General features: G+C 36.9%; 19 protein-coding genes and 1 pseudogene. 16 read left to right on the top strand and 4 right to left on the bottom strand.

The features are described from left to right. Positions 1–65: 65 nt before the first annotated feature. The 13 genes and pseudogenes from MKZ18_RS11320 to MKZ18_RS11260 all read left to right on the top strand — a co-directional run. Complete coding sequence (locus MKZ18_RS11320) at positions 66–701, top strand: hypothetical protein (protein ID WP_340842524.1); 636 nt, start codon at positions 66–68, stop codon at positions 699–701. A 43-nt stretch (positions 702–744) separates the two neighbouring features. Continuing rightward, on the top strand, positions 745–1,446 hold the full coding sequence (locus tag MKZ18_RS11315) for a hypothetical protein (RefSeq protein ID WP_139325292.1): 702 nt from the start codon (positions 745–747) through the stop codon (positions 1,444–1,446). 295 nt (positions 1,447–1,741) lie between these two features. Next, positions 1,742–2,365, top strand: coding sequence for a hypothetical protein (locus MKZ18_RS11310; protein ID WP_144593815.1), 624 nt, complete (start codon positions 1,742–1,744; stop codon positions 2,363–2,365). A gap of 524 nt (positions 2,366–2,889) precedes the next feature. Further along, positions 2,890–3,846, top strand: a complete 957-nt coding sequence (locus MKZ18_RS11305; RefSeq protein WP_061786695.1) for an alpha/beta fold hydrolase — start codon at positions 2,890–2,892, stop codon at positions 3,844–3,846. 251 nt (positions 3,847–4,097) lie between these two features. Next, positions 4,098–4,796 (top strand): hypothetical protein, encoded by a 699-nt coding sequence (locus MKZ18_RS11300; protein ID WP_076513754.1) that lies wholly within the window; start codon positions 4,098–4,100, stop codon positions 4,794–4,796. Between the two features lie 43 nt (positions 4,797–4,839). Further along, a complete protein-coding gene (locus tag MKZ18_RS11295) occupies positions 4,840–5,541 on the top strand; it encodes a hypothetical protein (protein ID WP_139325290.1) in 702 nt (233 codons plus the stop codon). Between the two features lie 293 nt (positions 5,542–5,834). Beyond that, positions 5,835–6,470, top strand: coding sequence for a hypothetical protein (locus MKZ18_RS11290; protein ID WP_076513750.1), 636 nt, complete (start codon positions 5,835–5,837; stop codon positions 6,468–6,470). Positions 6,471–6,513: 43 nt separating this feature from the next. Then, positions 6,514–7,215 carry a hypothetical protein gene (locus MKZ18_RS11285; RefSeq protein WP_139325289.1) on the top strand — a complete coding sequence of 234 codons (702 nt, stop codon included), beginning with the start codon at positions 6,514–6,516 and terminating at the stop codon, positions 7,213–7,215. Positions 7,216–7,510: 295 nt separating this feature from the next. After that, positions 7,511–8,146: a hypothetical protein gene (locus tag MKZ18_RS11280; RefSeq protein ID WP_076513747.1), complete on the top strand. Its 636-nt coding sequence runs from the start codon at positions 7,511–7,513 to the stop codon at positions 8,144–8,146. Beyond that, positions 8,147–10,069 carry a DUF6792 domain-containing protein gene (locus MKZ18_RS11275; RefSeq protein ID WP_144593814.1) on the top strand — a complete coding sequence of 641 codons (1,923 nt, stop codon included), beginning with the start codon at positions 8,147–8,149 and terminating at the stop codon, positions 10,067–10,069. It abuts the gene before it with no gap. Positions 10,070–10,072: 3 nt separating this feature from the next. Next, positions 10,073–10,459: a hypothetical protein gene (locus MKZ18_RS11270; RefSeq protein WP_119542760.1), complete on the top strand. Its 387-nt coding sequence runs from the start codon at positions 10,073–10,075 to the stop codon at positions 10,457–10,459. Positions 10,460–11,092: 633 nt separating this feature from the next. Beyond that, the gene (locus tag MKZ18_RS11265) at positions 11,093–11,326 is read left to right on the top strand and encodes a hypothetical protein (protein ID WP_197414243.1); all 234 of its coding nucleotides are present in this window, start codon (positions 11,093–11,095) and stop codon (positions 11,324–11,326) included. Between the two features lie 78 nt (positions 11,327–11,404). Further along, a pseudogene (locus MKZ18_RS11260) lies at positions 11,405–11,617 on the top strand (hypothetical protein); the annotation flags it as partial. 32 nt (positions 11,618–11,649) lie between these two features. On the opposite strand, the gene MKZ18_RS11255 reads toward MKZ18_RS11260, so the two are convergent. From MKZ18_RS11255 to MKZ18_RS11245, 3 genes are all read right to left on the bottom strand, one after another. After that, the gene (locus tag MKZ18_RS11255; RefSeq protein WP_061786537.1) at positions 11,650–13,038 is read right to left on the bottom strand and encodes a Sau3AI family type II restriction endonuclease; all 1,389 of its coding nucleotides are present in this window, start codon (positions 13,036–13,038) and stop codon (positions 11,650–11,652) included. A 136-nt stretch (positions 13,039–13,174) separates the two neighbouring features. Next, complete coding sequence (dcm, locus tag MKZ18_RS11250) at positions 13,175–14,470, bottom strand: DNA (cytosine-5-)-methyltransferase (protein ID WP_061786541.1); 1,296 nt, start codon at positions 14,468–14,470, stop codon at positions 13,175–13,177. Between the two features lie 158 nt (positions 14,471–14,628). Then, positions 14,629–15,258 carry a hypothetical protein gene (locus MKZ18_RS11245; RefSeq protein WP_082802781.1) on the bottom strand — a complete coding sequence of 210 codons (630 nt, stop codon included), beginning with the start codon at positions 15,256–15,258 and terminating at the stop codon, positions 14,629–14,631. Between the two features lie 374 nt (positions 15,259–15,632). Here MKZ18_RS11245 and MKZ18_RS11240 point away from each other — a divergent pair, with 374 nt between their 5' ends. Beyond that, entirely contained in the window at positions 15,633–16,757 is a 1,125-nt protein-coding gene (locus tag MKZ18_RS11240; protein ID WP_100347207.1) for an IS4-like element IS4Bsu1 family transposase, read from the top strand. Between the two features lie 763 nt (positions 16,758–17,520). On the opposite strand, the gene MKZ18_RS11235 is transcribed toward MKZ18_RS11240, so the two are convergent. Beyond that, complete coding sequence (locus MKZ18_RS11235; protein ID WP_224840234.1) at positions 17,521–17,811, bottom strand: DUF3784 domain-containing protein; 291 nt, start codon at positions 17,809–17,811, stop codon at positions 17,521–17,523. 189 nt (positions 17,812–18,000) lie between these two features. On the opposite strand from MKZ18_RS11235, the gene nagE reads away from it, so the two are divergent. Further along, positions 18,001–19,377 (top strand): N-acetylglucosamine-specific PTS transporter subunit IIBC, encoded by a 1,377-nt coding sequence (gene nagE, locus MKZ18_RS11230; protein WP_061786694.1) that lies wholly within the window; start codon positions 18,001–18,003, stop codon positions 19,375–19,377. A 549-nt stretch (positions 19,378–19,926) separates the two neighbouring features. Further along, positions 19,927–20,469 carry a hypothetical protein gene (locus MKZ18_RS11225; protein WP_144593940.1) on the top strand — a complete coding sequence of 181 codons (543 nt, stop codon included), beginning with the start codon at positions 19,927–19,929 and terminating at the stop codon, positions 20,467–20,469. Positions 20,470–20,476: the final 7 nt, after the last annotated feature.

Below are 20,476 nucleotides of genomic sequence, written 5' to 3'. Positions count from 1 at the left end.
TGCATATAAAAACAAAAAAAACGCTAGCCATAGTTCTCAGTAGCCTGATTTTAGGTGGCTGTCAAATGAGTGACAAACAATCAAACGAAACAAAACCAGTAGAAAAGAAGCCAAGCGAAGTGGCCGTGGAGGAATTGCCAAATACCAGAGCCCTTCAAAATGAATTTACGCGAGAAATGATCAAGTCGACAAAAGAAACGGAAAAAGGATACTATACGCTTGAATCCAAAACGGGTGTGTATGAAATGTTGTTTCCAACTGGTGGGGAAATCGATGGCATTGGTTATACGCGAAAAGGTGAAAGCAGTGAGGCGTTTTTAGCTGGTATTCTGTATAACGATAAAACAGAAGCACAGCTTAGCGTTAGGTATACAACGGTTCTATCGAATGATGAAACGGGAATTGGATATGCCAAAGAACTCCTAACGAATAGTATAGGTGAAGACATGACCTTTAATCGAATTGATGGAAAAGGAAAAGTTACATATGTAGCGCCGTTTAAGAAAAAGGAAACAGGTTCGTATGGTTATGGTGCTTACATTCATCCAGATGAAGGATGGGGAGGAGTAGAGATTATTTATACTGGAAGTTGTATGGATGATCCTAAGTCATGTGGTCCTGAAGAGGAAGAGTTTAAAAAGCGTGCGTACAAGTTGATTTCCTCAGTAAAATTCTTAAACAAAAATGAGGCTAAAAAATAAGTGTTACACGTTATTACACAAACATAAAATCAGGAGGCACCAAATGCTCATAAAACGAAAACGAATCATACTCGTATTTCTCAGTAGCCTATTCGTAGGCGGCTGTCAAATGAGTGACGAACAATCAATTGAAACAAAGTCCCTAGACCAAAAGCCGAGCGAAGTGGCCGTGGAGGAATTGCCAAATACCAGAGCCCTTCAAGATGAATTTACGCGAGATATGATCAAGTCGACAAAAGAAACGGAAAAAGGATATTACACGCTTGAATCCAAAACGGGTGTGTATGAAATGTTGTTTCCAACTGGTGGAGGAATTGATGGCATTGGTTATACGCGAAAAGGTGAAAGTAATGAAACATTTTTAGCTGGTATTATGTATGATGACAAAGAGGAAGCAGAGCTTAGGATTAAGTATACAAACGTTTTATCGAATGACGAAACTGGCATTGAATATGCTAAAGAGCTTTTAACGAATAATATAGGTGAAAACATGACGTTTGACCGAATTGATGGAAAAGGCAAAGTGGCGTACGTAGCACCGTTCAAGACAAAAGAGTTTGGCTCATATGGGTATGGTGCTTATATTCATCCTAATGAAGGATGGGGAGGGTTGGAAATTATATACTCAACACGTTGTACGGATAAAACAAAGCCATGTGATCCACAAGAAGAAACGTTTAAAAAGCGTGCGTATAAGTTAATTTCCTCGGTTGAATTCTTAAACAAAAATGAGGTTAAACAATAAATGATAGTACTCGAACTAGCACAATTCAATCAAAATGCAGATGAGTAACAACCAAATAAAAAGAAAATTAGTTAGAATACATAAGTAAATTTACTCTGTAAGAATTAAATAATGATAGTTCCAAAAACCTACAAAAATCCATTTTTAAGTAATAAGCCCAATGTAAAAGCTAACCAAGTTTTTCTATAATAGAAGAATGTATACATAGAAAGAAAGTAGGAGGCACCAGATGTTCATAAAACGAAAGGGAATTGTAGCCTTACTTCTCAGTAGCTTTGTCATAGGAGGGTGTCAAATGAGTGACGAACAATCAAACGAAACAAAACCAGTAGAACAGAAGCCGAGCGAAGTGGCCGTGGAGGAATTGCCAAATACTAGAGCCCTTCAAGATGAATTTACACGAGATATGATCAAGTCGACAAAAGAAACGGAAAAAGGATACTATACGCTTGAATCAAAAACGGGGGAGTATGAGATGTTGTTTCCGGCTGGTGGGGAAATTAGTAGCGGCAGTTATACTAACAATCAAGGTGTAAATGAAGCTTTTATGGCTGGAGTGTTATATGAAGATAAAACTCAGGCAAGAATCAAAGTACAATTTAATCAAAAACAATCTAACGACGAAACGGGCATTCAATATGCACAGAAATTTCTTAAGAAAAATTTAGGTATTGAAGATGAATTTAAAAATATTGAGAAAAATGGTAATACGTTCTATTTAGCTCCTTTTCAATCAGAAAATGGTTATTATGGATATGGCGCATACATATACGACACGAGTAGAGATGTGGGAGGAATTGAATTTATCTACACAACAGAGTGTAGAGAATCTATCAGTCCCTGTCGCCCTAGCAATCAAGAAGTCATGGAGAAAGTTGAAAAAATACTTTCATCTGTAGAATTCAATAAGGAGAAATAAAGATAAGCGTTTCATCGTGTGAGCGATGGATGTAGTACTATATTTTGGTCTTTATTAATAAAAATAAACAGAATAAATATGAAAATTGATTACCTGACTTCTTTCTGCAAGTTCACTTTCTTGAGAAGGTAATCAATATGCGTAATATAATGAATGAGGCTATGAAACTAATAAAAACTTCACTTAGACGTAAAGTTTTTATATTAAACGTCACTTCTATTCCTTTCAGTAAAGCGATGACAATCATATAAGCTGTAATAGCCTGAAGTGTAAGAAGTCTAAACCATCTAGGTATCATTAACCACGTTTCCACTATAATCTTTGATAGCTTATTCAATACCTTTCACTTACCAACTAAATTAAATGACCACGCATTGTACTTTATCATATATGCCTGTCAAGGTCTAACTAAAAACCGATCTCAGTAAGAAGAAAAGACCACTTTCTCAAACTTCCTAAAATTAATGCGTAAGCAGTTTTAGCAAGAGAAAAACGCTAGTAATTTAACAAAAAAGGAGGACTTTATGAGTAGTAAAGAAAAAAGCATTCAGTTTTTTAAAGAATTTATAGATATTGACGGGCATCAAAATGGGATGTTTATTGAAACAGTGAGTTTAGAAAATCCTGTACTTTTATTTTTACATGGAGGTCCAGGGTTTCCACAGTACCCTGTTATTAAACAATCAGGCATGGGGTGGGAGGAAGATTTTACAGTTTGCTATTTGGAACAAAGGGGGACGGGTATGTCGTATAATGCATCAACACAAGGTGACATTACGTTAGGTCAATTAATTTCTGATGCATTAATTGTTACTGAATACTTAAAAACTAAGTTTAAGAAAGAAAAGATTTATTTGTGTGGACACTCCTGGGGGACTTTTTTAGGGAGTATTGTGGTTCATCGTTACCCTGAGAATTATCATGCTTACATTGGCATAGGACAAATGGGAAGACACTTTGAATCGAACAAAGACACATATGAGTTCTTGTTGGAAACAGCAATAAAAAAGGGAGATAAAAAAGCAGAAAAAGATATACGTTCAGTGACCTTTACTGAAGATTTCTACAAAAGTAAGGGTTATCGAAGGATATTAGGTCGCTACTTGAATAGGTTTGGTGGTGGCACGAAAAAAGTGGGGTATTCAAATTGGCAAAGCCTCAAAGATTTGTTTAGTTGCAGGCATTATTCTTGGAAAGAACGTGTGAATATACCAAAAGGGATTTTTGCAAGCTACGATGCTTTATCAGAAGCAATCGCAAAATCAGATGTCTCTTTATTAGCACCCAAGATTGAAGTGCCTGTTTTTATCATACATGGAGTGGATGACTATTCAACAAGTTATCGAGAAGCCAAACGATTTTATGAAAAACTAGACGCTTCTTCAAAAAAGCTATTCTCTTTTAACAACTGTGCACATTCTCCGTTTATAGAAGACCCTAATGCATTTAGAAACATTTTGCAAACTGAAGTTTTAAGATGATTTCTTTAAATAGAACGATAAAGACTGTTAAGATATAGACTAAACATATCCAAAGCAGCTCATTTACAATGTAAATGGGCTTATTGTCATGTGAAGAAATTTAAAAAATAATCGCTGTAAGTCCCCTTAGCTAACCAGTTCTAAAAGACTACCAAAATCCATTTTTAAGTAAAAAGCCTAATGTGAAAATTAACCAAGTTTTTCTATAATAGAACAATGTATGTATGGAACGAAAAAAAAGGAGGCACCAAATGTTCATAAAACGAAAAGGAATTGTAGCCTTACTTCTCAGTAGCCTATTCGTAGGTGGCTGTCAAATGAGTGACAAACAATCAAACGAAACAAAACCAGTAGAACAGAAGCCAAGCGAAGTGGCTGTGGAGGACTTGCCAAATACAAGAGCCCTTCAAGATGAATTTACGCGAGAAATGATCAAGTCGACAAAAGAAACGGAAAAAGGATATTACACGCTTGAATCCAAAACGGGTGTGTATGAAATGTTGTTTCCAGCTGGAGGAGGAATTGATGGCATTGGTTATACGCGAAAAGGTGAAAGCAGTGAGGCATTTTTAGCTGGTATTCTGTATAATGACAAAACGGAAGCGTTGCTTAGAATTAAATATACAAATGCTCTATCTAATGATGAAACTGGAATTGGATATGCAAAAGAACTCTTAACGAATAGTATAGGTGAAGATATGAAATTTGACCGAATTGATGGAAAAGGAAAAGTAACGTACGTAGCACCGTTCACGATGGACGAAGGTTTATATGGCTATGCTGCCTATATTCATCCTGACAAAGGTTGGGGAGGAGTAGAGGTTGTATATTCTGCAAGTTGTGTAGATAACTTAAAGTCCTGTAACCCGCAAAAGGAAACATTTAAAAAGCGTGCGTACAAGTTGATTTCCTCAGTAAAATTCTTAAACAAAAATGAGGCTAAAAAATAAGTGTTACACGTTATTACACAAACATAAAATCAGGAGGCACCAAATGTTCATAAAACGAAAACGAATCATACTCGTACTTCTCAGTAGCCTATTCGTAGGCGGCTGTCAAATGAGTGACGAACAATCAAACGAAACAAAACCAGTAGAACAGAAGCCGAGCGAAGTGGCCGTGGAGGAATTGCCAAATACAAGAGCCCTTCAAGATGAATTTACGCGAGAAATGATTAAATCAACGAAGGAAACGGAAAAAGGATATTACACGCTTGAATCCAAAACGGGTGTGTATGAAATGTTGTTTCCAGCTGGAGGAGGAATCGATGGGATTGGTTATAAGCAAAATGGTGAAAGTAGTGAGTCATTCTTAGCCGGTATTTTGTATGAGGATAAATCGTCAGCAGAACTTAGAATTAATTATAATACAATTCTATCAAATGATGAAACAGATATTGAATACGCCAAAAAATTCTTAACAAAAAACATAGGTGAAGACATGACGTTTGAACGAATTGATGTAAAAGGAAAGGTAATGTACATAGCGCCTTTTAAGATGAAGGAAACTGGTTCGTATGGTTATGGTGCATACGTTCATCCTGATAAAGGTTGGAGGGGATTGGAAATTATTTACTCAACACGTTGTACGGATAAAACAAAGCCATGTGATCCACAAGAAGAAACGTTTAAAGAGCGTGCGTATAAGTTAATTTCCTCGGTTGAATTCTTAAACAAAAATGAGGTTAAACAATAAATGATAGTACTCGAACTAGCACAATCCAATCAAATGAAGATGAGTAACAACCAAATAAACAGAAAATTAGTTAGAATACATAAGTAAATTTACTCTGTAAGAATTAAACGATGATAGTTCCAAAACCTACAAAAATCCATTTTTAAGTAAAAAGCCCAATGTAAAAACTAACCAAGTTTTTCTATAATAGAAGAATGTATACATAGAAAGAAAGTAGGAGGCACCAGATGTTCATAAAACGAAAGGGAATTGTAGCCTTACTTCTCAGTAGCTTTGTCATAGGAGGGTGTCAAATGAGTGACGAACAATCAAACGAAACAAAACCAGTAGAACAGAAGCCGAGCGAAGTGGCCGTGGAGGAATTGCCAAATACAAGAGCCCTTCAAGATGAATTTACACGAGATATGATCAAGTCGACAAAAGAAACCGAAAAAGGATACTACACGCTTGAATCCAAAACGGGTGTATATGAAATGTTGTTTCCAACTGGTGGAGAGATCGATGGGATTGGTTATACACGAGATGGTGACAATGGTGAATCTTTTCTGGTAGGTCTTCTGTATGATGATAAAGCGGAAGCGCAACTTAGCATTCAGTATACAAAAAATCTACTCAATGATGAAACGGGAATTGAATACGCTAAAGAGTTCTTAACAAATAACATAGGTGAAGAGATGAAGTTTGACCGAATTGATGGCAAAGAAAAAGTGACGTACGTAGCTCCATTTACGAAGAAAAATGGTGTTTTATATGGTTACGGTGCCTACATCCATCCTAAGGAAGGCTGGGGGGGATTAGAGATTATTTATACTGGAAGTTGTATGGATGATCCTAAGTCATGTGGTCCTGAAGAGGAAGAGTTTAAAAAGCGTGCATATAAGTTAATTTCCTCGGTTGAATTCTTAAACAAAAATGAGGTTAAAAAATAAGTGTTACACGTTATTACACAAACATAAAATCAGGAGGCACCAAATGCTCATAAAACGAAAACGAATCATACTCGTACTTCTCAGTAGTCTTGTCGTAGGCGGCTGTCAAATGAGTGACGAACAATCAAAGAAAACAAAGTCCCTAGACCAAAAGCCAAGCGAAGTGGCGACAGAAGAATTGCCAAATACTAGAGCCCTTCAAGATGAATTTACACGAGAAATGATTAAATCGACAAAAGAAACGGAAAAAGGATATTACACACTTGAATCCAAAACCGGTGTGTATGAAATGTTGTTTCCAACTGGTGGAGGAATTGATGGGGTTGGTTATACGCGAAAAGACGAGAGCAGTGAGTCATTTTTAGCAGGTATTATGTATGATGACAAAGCAGGAGCCGAGCTTAGCGTTAGGTATACGACACTACTATCAAATGATGAAAAGGACATTGAATACGCCAAAAGGTTTTTAACGAATAATGTAGGTGAAGACATGACGTTTAACCAAATTGATGGAAAAGGAAAAGTGACGTATGTAGCGCCGTTTAAGACGAAGGAGTTTGGTACATATGGTTATGGAGCCTATATTCATCCTGATAAAGGTTGGGGAGGGTTGGAAATTATTTACTCAACGCGTTGTGCAGACAAGACAAAGCCATGTGATCCACAAGAAGAAACGTTTAAAAAGCGTGCGTATAAGTTAATTTCCTCGGTTGAATTCTTAAACAAAAATGAGGTTAAACAATAAATGATAGTACTCGAACTAGCACAATTCAATCAAAATGCAGATCAGTAAGAACCAAATAAACAGAAAATCAGTTAGAATACATAAGTAAATTTACTCTGTAAGAATTAAACGATGATAGTTCCAAAAACCTACAAAAATCCATTTTTAAGTAAAAAGCCCAATGTAAAAACTAACCAAGTTTTTCTATAATAGAAGAATGTATACATAGAAAGAAAGTAGGAGGCACCAAATGTTCATAAAACGAAAAGGAATTGTAGCCTTACTTCTCAGTAGCCTTGTCATAGGAGGGTGTCAAATGAATGAAGAACAATCAAACGAAACAAGACCAGTAGAACAGAAGCCGAGCGAAGTGGCCGTGGAGGAACTGCCAAATACAAGAGTCCTTCAAGATGAATTTACGCGAGAAATGATCAAGTCGACAAAAGAAACGGAAAAAGGATATTATACGCTTGAATCCAAAACGGGTGTGTATGAAATGTTGTTTCCAACTGGTGGAGAAATCGATGGCATTGGTTATACGCGAAAAGGTGAAAGCAGTGAGGCGTTTTTAGCTGGTATTCTGTATAATGACAAAACGGAAGCGCAACTTAGCGTTAAGTATACAAACGTTCTATCGAACGATGAAACGGGAATTGGATATGCAAAAGAGCTCTTAACGAATAGTATAGGTGAAGATATGAAATTTGAACAAATTGATGGAAAAGGAAAAGTAACATACGTAGCACCGTTTAAGAGGAAGGAAACTGGCTCGTATGGATATGGTGCATACGTTCATCCAGATGAAGGATGGGGAGGTGTGGAAATTATTTACTCAACACGTTGTACGGATAAAACAAAGCCATGTGATCCACAAGAAGAAACGTTTAAAGAGCGTGCGTATAAGTTAATTTCCTCGGTTGAATTTTTAAAGAAGAAAGAAAGTGAACAATAAATGAGTGGTAACCAACTTGTAGAAACAAATGAACTATGGTTAAGAATTACAGACCTAGGTTATAAGGATATAAGTAAAGAAGAGTTTGCGCAAGAAGTAGAGCGGATTTATATTGAAGAAACAGGTAAGCCTTTAAAGGGAGAAATAAGCGTTGTGCGTTCTTCTGAAATTGATCAAATAGTGAAAGATGAGAATTCTTCTTATGACGGAACGGCTATACATATCTATTCAAAAGAACAGGACGTAAATGAGATGTACGTAGTATCTCAAGGGACAACAAACGCTGATGATTGGCTGTATAATATACGAGCAATGCAGGCTGGGGTAGATACTGCCCAAGCAGATAGTACTAACACTTTTGTGAAGGAAGCTCAGAAAGAGTTTAAAGAGAGAGCATCAGTAGAAGAGATTTCTAGTACCATTGGCTTGTCACATTCGTTAGCTCATAATAATAATACCGTTTCACAATTGCTAAATGGAAATTTTGACGAAGTTTACAGTGTAAATGGTGCCCAGTCAACATACTTTCAACTCTATAAAAAAGATTTTGAATTTAGAGATGAGGTAAATAAAAAATTCAACATAAGTTCAGCAGATTCTAAAGCCATCTACTCTCTGCCTCAAGACGAACTTAAAACTTTCGCAGAAGCGTATTATAAAGAAAAAGGTACGGTCATTCACCAGGTTATTTCTTCTGATGATCCATTGAACGCCCTGGCAAATATTCGAGGGTTTTTCACATTGGGTGATGTCACCATGATTGATACGAATCCTGACAAGCCAGGTCTAAAAGCCATTATTGACAAAATTCCAGATTCAGAGGTTAAAAGCTTACAAGATTTTGCATTAGTTTATGCAGAAGGGTTTCAGAACGGTGGAAACAATCAAGGGATTGAAGACTTAACGGGTGTGAATATGGACGTCGTCGATAAAATTATGAACGACGGAGTAGGAGCTGCTGTTGGCACGTATTTCAGCAAAGACCTTGATGACATGATTTCAGACGTCAATAAAAAAGTGCCGCCTTTGCTTGAAAAAGTTACGAACATCACGTCGAATGCAGATGTGATTTTTGGTGAATTGAAAAACGCAGGCTATATTACAAACGCACAGAAGCAAGTCGCAGTGGAAGAGCTTGCGAACATTGAAAAGTCATTAAAAATCATTGAAGAAAAAATTAATAGCATCGACGAGAACCGCAAGATGTCAGAAGAAATGATGAAAGGTACCAAGTACAGTCCATATGCGGGGCAAGCAGCTATGGCCAGCGGGTTTAACGTAATGGCTGGTGATGTGGATGCGGCTATTGCTATTTATCATGAAGTGCAAAATATGCAAGCGAGCGCTAAGCGATTACATGAAGAGTTAGGTTCAGTTATGGAAGAAATTATTGCAAGTCACGGAATCATTGAGATGTTAAATGCGCTAGGTGCTTCTAAAAATCAAGGATATTTAGGTAATGATTTGGTGCTGATGACTGGTGGAAACCAAGAAATTAAAGTTAATATTTCGGCTGCGGTGCGCATGTACCAAGAAGGACAGCAGGAACTTCAGAAAAAGAAAACGTATATCACTAAAATTGCTGAAAGGTTTCAAGAGCATATTATTGATGATTATGAAAACCAAAAGCAAAAGGTGCTTAGCGATATCCGTAATATTGAAACGAACCCGTGCGGTCAGCTTCCGCTTTTACGAAAGCACGTGTTTTTACCTTACTTTTCACCTGTGCAAATTGATAAAGTAGAAGTAACTGAACAGTTTAACGGTTTAAGCGGCATGGATATTTCTCACTTGATGGAAGGTTTAACTAAAAGCTTGACGGATAACGAAGACTTTTTAGAGTCAGCAAAGTCCAATATCGAACAGCTTTTCAGCAAGGACCGAGATCTTAGTATTCTATTTAACTATGTGCCTGGAGGATAACAGATGGAAGGAACTGAAAGCAAAACAGCGTTTATGTTTGAGCGCGTCTCGCCGCAAGAAGACTTGACGGATAGAACCCAACAATTTACGGAGCTCACGGATAAAATTGCCGCTATTGACGACGCATTGGAAAAGAAAATCCAGAAAATTGTAGTGGAAGACGATAGCAAAGGTAAAGTAGTAAACGCGATTGTAGAAGAAGCAAAGGAACAAAAAACAAAAAGCATCGCGCTTTTAGAAACGGTAGAAGAAGAAATTGAAAAGCTTGTTTCATCTTACAATGAACAAGTCGATGCAATAAAAAGTCAAAGCATGATGATTACATACAGAGAAATGATGTATTCTACTTCACCTTTTGGGAACGTGCCGAAAGGTCCACCTTATAAGTAATGAAGAGTAGTAGAGAAGTTGAAAATCCCGCTATTAACATAAAGTTGATAGCGGGATTTTTATGGTAAACATAAGTATTAAACTTTCTCTTCACTTCCAATTAATGATGTTCTGTATGAGTTATCAATGACGCATAGTCAGTTACATCTTGATTTTTTGGAACAATTGTATGGTTGCAGTGCTGAGCAATTTTAATGAATGCCCGCTTAATTTCCTCTTTTCCACGAGCTATTTATCCCGGCTTGATTGCTAAAATAGTATTCTCAGTATAGTACTCCATTAATTCATCAAAGCGTTCAGCTTTAACTAACAAATTACATTCTTTAATAATTTCTTTTAACTCATGCTCCATCTCAATTACTCCATTCCGTCAAAATAGTGGTAAGTTCTTCATGTGCGAACTACTTTTATCGTAACATGAATAAGTTATGGATTTTTTTAAAATAAAATGTAATATTTGTTAAATTAAGTAGTTAAAAAGTATGAAAAAAGGTCCGATATAATTAAAAATGGATATGAAATACGTTACCTCATACCTGAAATATAGTAAAGAAGTCTTGAGTGAAATCAGTATATTCTGTATATTGGATAGTAAGTGAATAAACAGATAAAAAGTCAGGTAGGAGAATGCCTATGAAAGAAACGAAAAGAGAGCGCTTTATCCGCGTAGCGGAAGCCAGAACAAACAAAATTATTGCTTTAATGGAGCTGCTTGGAAACTGCTCAAACAGAAATAACTACGAATACACGGACCAAGAGGTTGCGACCATTATGAAAACGCTAGATATGGAACTTGCGGCGCTGAAAGCGAAGTTTGATCAGCAGAGTGGGAAGAAGAGGGACCGGTTTAAGATTAAGGCAGATTAAAATATCTGCCTTTTTTATTAATAAGGCTCTGTTAAAGGTAAATGTTGATATTTGAAACCACCTCTAAATCTTATTATAATTAATTTTATGCCACCAGAAAACGAAATTAGTGCAATTGCATCAAATCTTTCTCAAGATAGTACAGTTCGCAAAGAATGGGAAAAGAAATTATCAACATTAAAGAAGGGGCAGTGTGTAGTATACGGTCCGATGTTACAACCTGATGGGACGTTAAAGCAAGTGCAGCCTGTAGTAATTAATATAAGTAGTTTAAACGGTAGATTGAATTAATAAAAAGTAGCGGTGTATGAACCGCTACTTTTTTAATATAAATCTTTAAGTAGAGAAGCAATATAAGTATCATTTAACCAATAGCATTGCTTTGTAATCATTTGACCGTCTGGTAGTGTTATTTTATCATTGCTATTTTGAGCTTTAGGGCGAATATGGCTTACACCGTTAAAATCCTTTTTAGGAAAGTTATTATGTGTTCTAGATGATTTGCCGTAAGGCTTTTCTTGGATAACAACACCGTTTTGAAGAATGGTATTTACTTCTTGCCATAACTGTTTCATCTTGGTTTCAATTGTATTAACAGGCATATTCCAAAGTTTAATACCTTTAAAGTATACTTCTCGGTTCGGATTCTCTTTTTCAGTTTCTTTATATTGAAATACAACGAATAAAAACTTTGTGTCATAGAAAGTTTGTCGAAGTTCACTTTCTTCCCAACTTTCTGTAGCCCAAGCATTAAAGTCTATATTTTTAAAAGACATACTTTCTTTAGGAACGCCATTAGGTTTTAGTCTAATTGTTTTAAACTGAATATTTGCTTTGGAAAACTCTTCAATTCCATCTAATTTCGTACCTTTAATACCAAGCAAAGAGCTAATAATTTGAGGAATAAAACTTTTAGCTTTAGGATTACTGTTAACGTTCAAACGTGCAGCCATCTCTGTAGGTGTTAGTCCTTTGTATGGTGCAAACCTATCAGCTAAAATTTCTTCTAATGATTTCTTTTTTAACTCGTTAGCCGAGGTAAAACTAACTAATTGATCGCTATGTAAATATTTTCTTACTAGAGCAGTCATATACGATTGTTTTAAAGAAAAAGCTCGTTGCATAGCACGTAGAGGAGAGTTAGGTTGTTCCCGCAAAGAATTTTTATTAGCTCCTTTAGAGCAAGCACCGAGGTAGTTTGTATCTCCCTCAGATAGTTCATGAGCTTTTCCTGCCTTAATTTTATTAACTATTGTGTGCCAATCTTGTTTAATAATTTCTAAATCCGCTTCTGGAAAAGTAAATAAAATACTTTTAAACACCTTTAAATCTTCGCGCTCTATACCTGGAATCCATTCGTAAAACATTAATAAAAGGTTTTGATTTTTTTTCCAAAAGCTTGATGTTTCAAACGTGTACTTAACTTCTTCCATGTAATTAATAATATTAAGTACCAATCTTTCTTTTGCAGAGAATGTTTTATTTTTGTTTTGCTTAAAAGGGGTCACTTTAAGTTCTAAGTTTAAATGTTCAAAGTCTGGTCGAGCATCGGAATTAATCTTATAGCCAAATAGGCTCTCTTCAATAACTTGACCAAAGCCCCCCTTAGAATTTTTGTTAGAGAGTCGATTGTAAGAGTCTATTTCTTTAAATGTTTTACCTTCAGCTTCTTTTGCTTTCAACATTACTTCATCAGTTGTTAGATATTCCATTGCTTAACTCCTTATACTATTTGTGTTTTTACAATTAAAGGATATAGTGTAATTATAATATATCAAGGTATATATTGCTAGATTTGGTGAATAATATAAGAAAAAGGCTTCTACATTAACCGTAGAAGCCTTTTTCTTATAACATTGTTGGTTGTTCAAAACCCTGTTCGTAAAATTTTTCCACATCTAGATTATAAATCTCTTTAATTCTTTCACCCATTAATGCTACTAGTCCTACAACTAAAGCATTTCCCATACAAAAATATCGAGTTCTTAAAGGCATCCCTGTTTCAGTCCATTTTGCAGGAAAGTCATTTAATCGTTCACACTCTTCTGGTGATAAATAACGAAGGCGTTTAGTATAAGGATCTTCAATAACGTGTGAACTGCGGTTTGAAGTACCTTCACTAGTTAGCATTGTTCTTCCTGGCAGCGTAAGGGGGTCTGGAAAGGACATTCCACCTTCTGAATAAATATATTTATGGCCTGTTTGTGCAATTCTCTCAATTTTTTTCGGACCTTTAAGGTATTTTAATTCTTCTAGTTCAGTGCGTCCTTTTTTATTAATCTTCGATTCATCAAGGTAAAATCTCTCATCTACTGGACCGAGTTCTTGATAAATTTCTTCGACTACTTCACCCAAAGTTTTTGGCGATTTTGTCAGAGGAATTAGTTCAGCTGTATAAACTTTACCATCACGCATAATACCTGCATTTCGATAATTTTCGCTAAACTCATCGGAGACATCGACGATATCACGTGGTAACGTAACAGATTTATCTTTATGTTTTAATGAAGGTTCTTTTTCGACTTTAAATGAAGGAGCAAAGAACCCTTTTTTATGAAGAATATCTTTTTCATCTAATTTAGCTTGCTGTGTTGCAAATTCAGTTTCAACTGTGTAAGCAAAGATAAAAACTCTACGTCTGCGTTGAGCAAAACCATAATCAGCTGCATTAATTACACGCCACTCAACGTAATAGCCAGCATCACGAAATGCTGTTAACATTATAGAGAAGTCTCTTCCACGTTGTTTAGAGGGTGATTTTAACAATCTATCTACATTTTCTAAAAGAACGTATTTTGGTTTTTTATATTGGACGATGTTCATGATTTCCCAGAACAGAACCCCTTTTTTACCTTGAATACCTTTTTCACCAGATAAGGAACGTGCAACCGAATAGTCTTGACAAGGGAAACCACCAACTAATAAATCGTGATCTGTGATGTCTTTCCATACTTTCGCGATGTCCTCATTTACATGAGACGAGTCATCTCCAAAGTTTTCTATATAGCAGTTAAACGCATGCTGACTTTTAGTGGATGGCTCCCATTGATTCATCCAACTAACATCAAAACCTCCTGCGTTTTCTAAGCCTAAACGAAATCCGCCAACACCGGCAAACAGTTCAGCTACTTTAATATCTTTCATTACCAAATAAGAACATCCTTTCGGTTTAGAATAAAGCTTAGCTTCTATTATAATAAAAATTGCTAGAAAGATCAATAGGAAAGAACCAATAGTAGTAACTTTTTAATTATACAATATGGAAGAGAAAAGATGATCAACTTAACTCGAGCTAAATTTAATTATTCTGTTAATCCTTCCCCAACCAACTCCCCATAATGCACAACCTCAACTCCATCAACTTCTCTCGCAACAACCGCAGCATCCACCATCGACAGCTGCGCAGCATAAACCCTATGGTCTGGATACGCTTTTGTTAGTTCCGCTAACCCTTGAGACACAACATCTAGATACTCTTGTTTTTCCCCGTTCATAATCAGATGAAAAGTATTAGGAATTAGATGAGACTTAGCTTCTATAGAAGAGTCAAATTTAGCTAGTGCTTGCATGGTACCATCAACTGTTTGGGGGTTGGTAAAGGCAAGGATAACAGGATTTTTTTCAGCTTTTAGCTGTGTAAATAATAGTTCGTCAATTTTAATAATGGGAACTGAGAGGTCGTTTAGCGGTAGGTGAGCCGTGAAAAAGGTGCAGGTTACTAAAATAGCATCTACGTGACAAGAAGAAATCCAGCTCATTGTATTGGCGAGCTTACTTTGAATAAATTCTGGTTTAAAGTGAGCATCAGCTTTTTGTCGGTCGAATCCGGGTTCGACGAAATGAATGAGTTCAGCTTGATGGGAGCTAAGCATTTTTTCAATGACTTCGATGTTTGAGTGGTGTGCATGTAGGCAAGCGATTGTTTTGGGCATGGTATCAGTTCCTTTTTTCGTTTACCCCATCATATCATGGAGATAAAAAAGGGTAAATGCTTATAGTTAAAAGTAGAGAAATGTGCGGAAGAATACTATGTTCTTACAATTCAGGGCTTCTAGGTAACACTTTTGCTTTTATATGTAAATGGCTTTTTGTTTAGCGAGTGCCTTCTATATGTGAACTATGTAATGACGTATTCATTTTATTATAGATAATAATATAGATATAATTTATCACTAGTGTCGCATTAAAATAATTCAACGCTTTATAAAAATCTAAATTTTCAGTAATTTTATCTTTGCATAAAAAAAGCCTTTATAATGGTTGGGCGGTAATAAACCATCCAAATCCAAAATAAAGGACAATAAGCATGGATAAGTTTACACGAAAAACATCATTTGAACAATGGTTTTCACCGATTTTCTCCACAAAACTCGAGGAATTGGTTGAAAGCTATCAATTAAATTACTATACAAAGAAGCTACACATTGCGTCATTCTTGAAATTGTTCGTATTCGCTCAGCTCAATGAAACCGAGAGTCTGCGTGCAGTCAGTGAGACATTATTTTCTGACGACCTTCAAAAAGCGACGCATTTAGAAGCGATTAGCTTTTCGCAGCTCGGACGCCGATTAAATCAAGTGCCGACTGAAGTGTTCCAACAGGTATTTTTGGATTTAGTTGCCCAAATTCACGAGAAATCACATTATGAGCAGCGCCGAGAAACGACAACACCACTGAAAATTATCGACTCGAGTACGTTGCCATTGAACTTGAAAAACCATAAGTGGGCTGAATTCCGTAAAACAAAGTCGGGCATCAAGCTTCATTTACGTCTTGTTTACGCAGAAAAAGGCTGTTCCTATCCAGATAAAGCGGTGCTGACAAACGCGAAAGAACATGATCGTGGTCAGCTGGAAGTACTCGTTGACGACAAAGAATGCATGTACGTCTTTGACCGGGGTTACTTGGATTATGAACGATTTGACCGCATGACAGACGATGGGTATTTCTTTGTGTCACGCTTACGAAAAAACGCTGTCATTCGTGTAATCGAGCCATTTAAACTGCCTGAAGACTCGCTTGTGTTTTCAGATGAAATGGTTTTGATTGGTACACCACAAAACCGTGCAGAAAACGCTTTTCGCCTCATCAAAGTGCTCGATTCAAAAGGAAACGAACTGCATCTGATCACGAATCGATTTGATTTAAGCGCTGACGAAATCGCTGAGTTATATAAGTCGCGCTGGGCAATCGAGCTATTTTTTAAATGGCTGAAGCAGCACTTGACTATTAAAAAGTTCTACGCACAAAGCGAACAAGGCGTGCATAATCAGGTGTACATCGCGATGATTGTCTATTGCCTGCATGTACTGGCACAACTGAACACGAATAGTTCGAGAACGTACTTACAAATTAGTCGTTTACTGAAGGCAGCTCCATGGAAATCCGCTCACTTATGGCTACGAAAAATCGCAGGAAAAGCGGTCCCATAAAGGGTTTCCCGCCTCTGTCACACTCGTCAACAGTTATAGTAAAAAAATGGATGTTTACTACCTCTGTTCAAGAGTATTCGTTTTTCTTTATAAAAGGAAAAATAAGAAAACAGAAAATTCAGTTAAAATTTATGCGACGCTAGTGATAATTTATGTAATAAAAAAGAAATATTTGGATAAATATGTTATGATGTTAATAAACAAATGAGTACTAACTAAAGAAATGTTTCCAGCATGTTAGGTGCGAGTATCAAGCTCACATAAACTACCTGGGACATTCGCACCTTATTATGAAGCAAATTCGGTTAAGATAGTTCATTTTTTGAAAGAATGTACAATCTTTTAACAGTTTTTTAGCTATTTTCTTAAGAATTAATGTGGTTTTTAACATATTTTGGTTGAAAGTCGCTGTCGCATCCTATATGGATGCGTGGATTGAAATACAATAGTTCTTAACATGGGGGGCAAGACTCTTAATGGCTCAGGTTTTTTGTCGAGAAAATGGGTGTGGGAACTCTGTCTCATCTCACTTATTGAAATTCACGTCATTGGAACGTGTGCGTGTGGATAGCCCAAAAAGATGAGAATCGTAATGGTTCATTGTTTAGAAGTCATTATTTTGTTATTTCCCACAATCGCTTTAAGTTATTCATAATCAAAAAGCTACGGCCAAATACTTTTAGATCATGTACGTAGAGTGGTGGCGTATTCACCTTGTTTTGTATGATAAATAAAAGCTTAGGCATAAGCGGGTTTCTTATGTCTATCTTTTCTTAAAACGATTGCCTGTATTCAAATAAATGAGCGCAAACACAATTGATACGACAAACACTATGATACCAATAACTAATAGCAGCTGGTTGGCGAGCACTTCGCTTAAACCTACCAGCAAAATCCCAAGCGAAATGGCATACATGATCTTGCCCATAAATTTACAGAGAGCCACCTCATCGTATTCCGCTTTTTTCTCAGCGGGTAAGGTATTATAGCCGGCGATCAAAAAACCGCCTTTTCCTTTTGAAAGAACAAACGCGAGAATAAGAAAAGGAATCAAAATAATAAAAGGAACAATCGCTTCTCCGATAAGAATTCCTCCTTTTTAGGGTTTCTAGACTATACGACGAGCGAATTGAAAGGTTTCATATATTTGAAAAAAACAACTTGTCTGAGCAGATAGCATGGGCTAATAAAGAAAACGCTTACATAACTATGTAGTATATCCTAAAAAAGAGGGGTGTTTGTTATGTTAGGTTTTCTTCAAAAAATCGGTAAATCGTTAATGCTTCCGATTGCGATTATGCCTGCTGCTGCGCTTTTGCTCCGGTTGGGTCAAGATGACTTCTTAGGTATACCGTTTATATCGGCAGCGGGTGACGCTGTTTTCGGGCATTTAGCTCTTTTGTTTGCGATAGGAGTTGCGATTGGATTTTCAAGAGATGGCAGCGGAGCCGCTGCGTTAGCAGGTGCTGTCGGGTACTTTGTACTGACAGAAGGAGCGGCTGCTATTAATGAAGAGATTAATATGGGCGTGCTTGGAGGAATTATCGCTGGGGTCATTGCCGGGCTTTTATATAACCGCTATCATACTATTAAATTACCAGACTGGCTTGGCTTCTTTGGTGGAAAACGTTTTGTGCCAATTGTCACATCGCTTGTGATGCTTGTGTTGGCTTTTGTGTTTGGGTATGCTTGGATCTTTGTTCAGCACTTTATCGATAATATTGGTGAGTGGATTATCGGAGCTGGAGCAGCGGGAGTCGGAGTATTTGGGTTCTTAAATCGTATGCTAATTCCGCTTGGCTTGCATCATATTTTAAATACGCTCGTTTGGTTTGAGTTTGGTGAGTTTACAAACGCTGCGGGTGAAGTTATAAAAGGAGACCTATGGCGCTTTTTAGCAAAAGATCCTTCTGCGGGAATGTTTATGACGGGCTTTTTCCCTATCATGATGTTTGGCCTTCCAGCAGCTGCATTTGCCATGGTTGCCGCTGCGAAAAAAGAGCGTCGAAAAGCGATGATGGGTGTATTTGCAGGTTTAGCACTGACCTCGTTTTTAACAGGGATTACGGAGCCAATTGAATTTTTATTTATGTTTTTATCACCGGTGTTATACGTGATTCACGCTATTTTAACCGGTTCTGCTATGTCGATTACGTACCTGCTTGATATTCATCACGGCTTTGGATTTTCAGCGGGAGCCATCGACTACTTCTTAAATTTTGGGATTGCACAGAAACCGCTGCTTTTAGCCGGTGTTGGCCTCATTTATGCGCTGCTGTACTTTATGATTTTCTACTATTTAATTATTAAGCTTGATCTAAAAACACCGGGGCGTGAGGATGGAGTAGAAGGGGAATTTGAAGAAAGCGGAGCGTTAACAGGTAGTTACGGTGACCTTGCGAAAGCTTACGCAGAAGCACTTGGCGGAAGAGGAAACTTGCTTGAAGTGGATAATTGTGTGACGCGCCTTCGTTTAAAAGTCAAAGATACGAGTATCATAAATGAAGTTGAGCTAAAAAGGTTGGGAGCGAAAGGTGTACTAAAGCTAAGTGGCCAAGACCTTCAAATAGTTGTCGGCACAGACGTTGAGTTTTTAGCCAATGAGTTGAAAAAGATGTAAAGAGAAGGAGACTGAGACATAAGTAGTTCAGCCTCTACTATACCTGAACGATTGAGAGTTCATAACTTTTAATCGTTCAGGTTTTTTGGTTGATTGTGAAAACGGAGATCCCGCAGCGCAGCGAGGAAGCTCAGGTTCCTCCCCGCGGAAAGCACGTGACCGTAGCGCAATGGAACGAACGTGTTGAGACAAATCAAAGAGATGGGAACAGCTCGTGTTCGTCTTTTAGAAGCACTCATTTTGTTATGTCCCAAACTCTTTTTTTACTATTTATGCCATAATAGTAAAATATAACATTTCGATAAGGAGAGATGTCGTGAATTCAAATCTCCAAACGTCTAAACCAGTAAAAGTCGTAATGAAAAAGATGCTTCGTATGACGACAAGCTTATTGCAGAAGCAACAAAAGAAGTAGTGAAAGCGCTGAAAGGTAAAAGCCATTAATTTAATAAGTTTTAATAATTCATAAAAAGATAACTTAAAAATGGTACTATGTTTTTATAGTGCCATTTTTATTAGAAGCAAGATAAATAGTTAGGGGAATACAAGATGAATAGTAAAAAATTAGGTAGCTTTCATGTAACTGGTCTTCAGCTTATCATCTCAGATCCGTGTTATCCAATTGAGTGTGCGGTAGACGACAGCGACGATTTTGCATGGCAATTAGAACCTGCTAAAAGGGGTGAGTGGACCGCAACAGTTTTCTATGAAGATGATTTTACGATAAGTAAATTAGTAGCTACGCACACTGATTTTAAAATGACTGATAATTGGATTGACACTGGAAAAGAAGTTGGAGTAGATTCAGCCACGGCAGGAATATTTGATGCATCCGTTTATGGAAGAGACGACGCAATTACATATCAAGTGGAAAATGTGCATGAGATTAATATGGATGAAGAAGGTCTTACGTATTATGTAGCTTGCTGCGATGCAGTCGCATCTTCTGAATATGAAGCTGGTATCGTCCCTGGTGGAGTTGTGTCGATGGCTGGAATAGGTGATGGTTACTATCCAGCTTACGTTCAATATGATAATCAAGAAATAGCCGCAGTATTATTAGATTTTTGGTTTGATGAAGAAGAGGAATAAAAACAAA

The sequence above is a fragment of the Priestia sp. FSL W8-0001 genome, assembly GCF_038050335.1.
Taxonomy (GTDB): Bacteria; Bacillota; Bacilli; order Bacillales; family Bacillaceae_H; genus Priestia; species Priestia flexa.
Note: the sequence above shows the minus strand (reverse complement) of the source record. Positions and strands in the feature narration are given on the sequence as shown.

Coding starts and splice junctions, on each gene's coding strand:
- MKZ18_RS11270 (WP_119542760.1), top strand. CDS start 10,073: ATGGAAGGAACTGAAAGCAAAACAGCGTTTATGTTTGAGCGCGTCTCG.
- MKZ18_RS11275 (WP_144593814.1), top strand. CDS start 8,147: ATGAGTGGTAACCAACTTGTAGAAACAAATGAACTATGGTTAAGAATT.
- MKZ18_RS11265 (WP_197414243.1), top strand. CDS start 11,093: ATGAAAGAAACGAAAAGAGAGCGCTTTATCCGCGTAGCGGAAGCCAGA.
- MKZ18_RS11225 (WP_144593940.1), top strand. CDS start 19,927: ATGAATAGTAAAAAATTAGGTAGCTTTCATGTAACTGGTCTTCAGCTT.
- MKZ18_RS11285 (WP_139325289.1), top strand. CDS start 6,514: ATGCTCATAAAACGAAAACGAATCATACTCGTACTTCTCAGTAGTCTT.
- MKZ18_RS11305 (WP_061786695.1), top strand. CDS start 2,890: ATGAGTAGTAAAGAAAAAAGCATTCAGTTTTTTAAAGAATTTATAGAT.
- MKZ18_RS11310 (WP_144593815.1), top strand. CDS start 1,742: ATGAGTGACGAACAATCAAACGAAACAAAACCAGTAGAACAGAAGCCG.
- MKZ18_RS11245 (WP_082802781.1), bottom strand. CDS start 15,258: ATGCCCAAAACAATCGCTTGCCTACATGCACACCACTCAAACATCGAA.
- MKZ18_RS11295 (WP_139325290.1), top strand. CDS start 4,840: ATGTTCATAAAACGAAAACGAATCATACTCGTACTTCTCAGTAGCCTA.
- MKZ18_RS11240 (WP_100347207.1), top strand. CDS start 15,633: ATGGATAAGTTTACACGAAAAACATCATTTGAACAATGGTTTTCACCG.
- nagE (WP_061786694.1), top strand. CDS start 18,001: ATGTTAGGTTTTCTTCAAAAAATCGGTAAATCGTTAATGCTTCCGATT.
- MKZ18_RS11255 (WP_061786537.1), bottom strand. CDS start 13,038: ATGGAATATCTAACAACTGATGAAGTAATGTTGAAAGCAAAAGAAGCT.
- MKZ18_RS11315 (WP_139325292.1), top strand. CDS start 745: ATGCTCATAAAACGAAAACGAATCATACTCGTATTTCTCAGTAGCCTA.
- dcm (WP_061786541.1), bottom strand. CDS start 14,470: ATGAAAGATATTAAAGTAGCTGAACTGTTTGCCGGTGTTGGCGGATTT.
- MKZ18_RS11280 (WP_076513747.1), top strand. CDS start 7,511: ATGAATGAAGAACAATCAAACGAAACAAGACCAGTAGAACAGAAGCCG.
- MKZ18_RS11320 (WP_340842524.1), top strand. CDS start 66: ATGAGTGACAAACAATCAAACGAAACAAAACCAGTAGAAAAGAAGCCA.
- MKZ18_RS11290 (WP_076513750.1), top strand. CDS start 5,835: ATGAGTGACGAACAATCAAACGAAACAAAACCAGTAGAACAGAAGCCG.
- MKZ18_RS11300 (WP_076513754.1), top strand. CDS start 4,098: ATGTTCATAAAACGAAAAGGAATTGTAGCCTTACTTCTCAGTAGCCTA.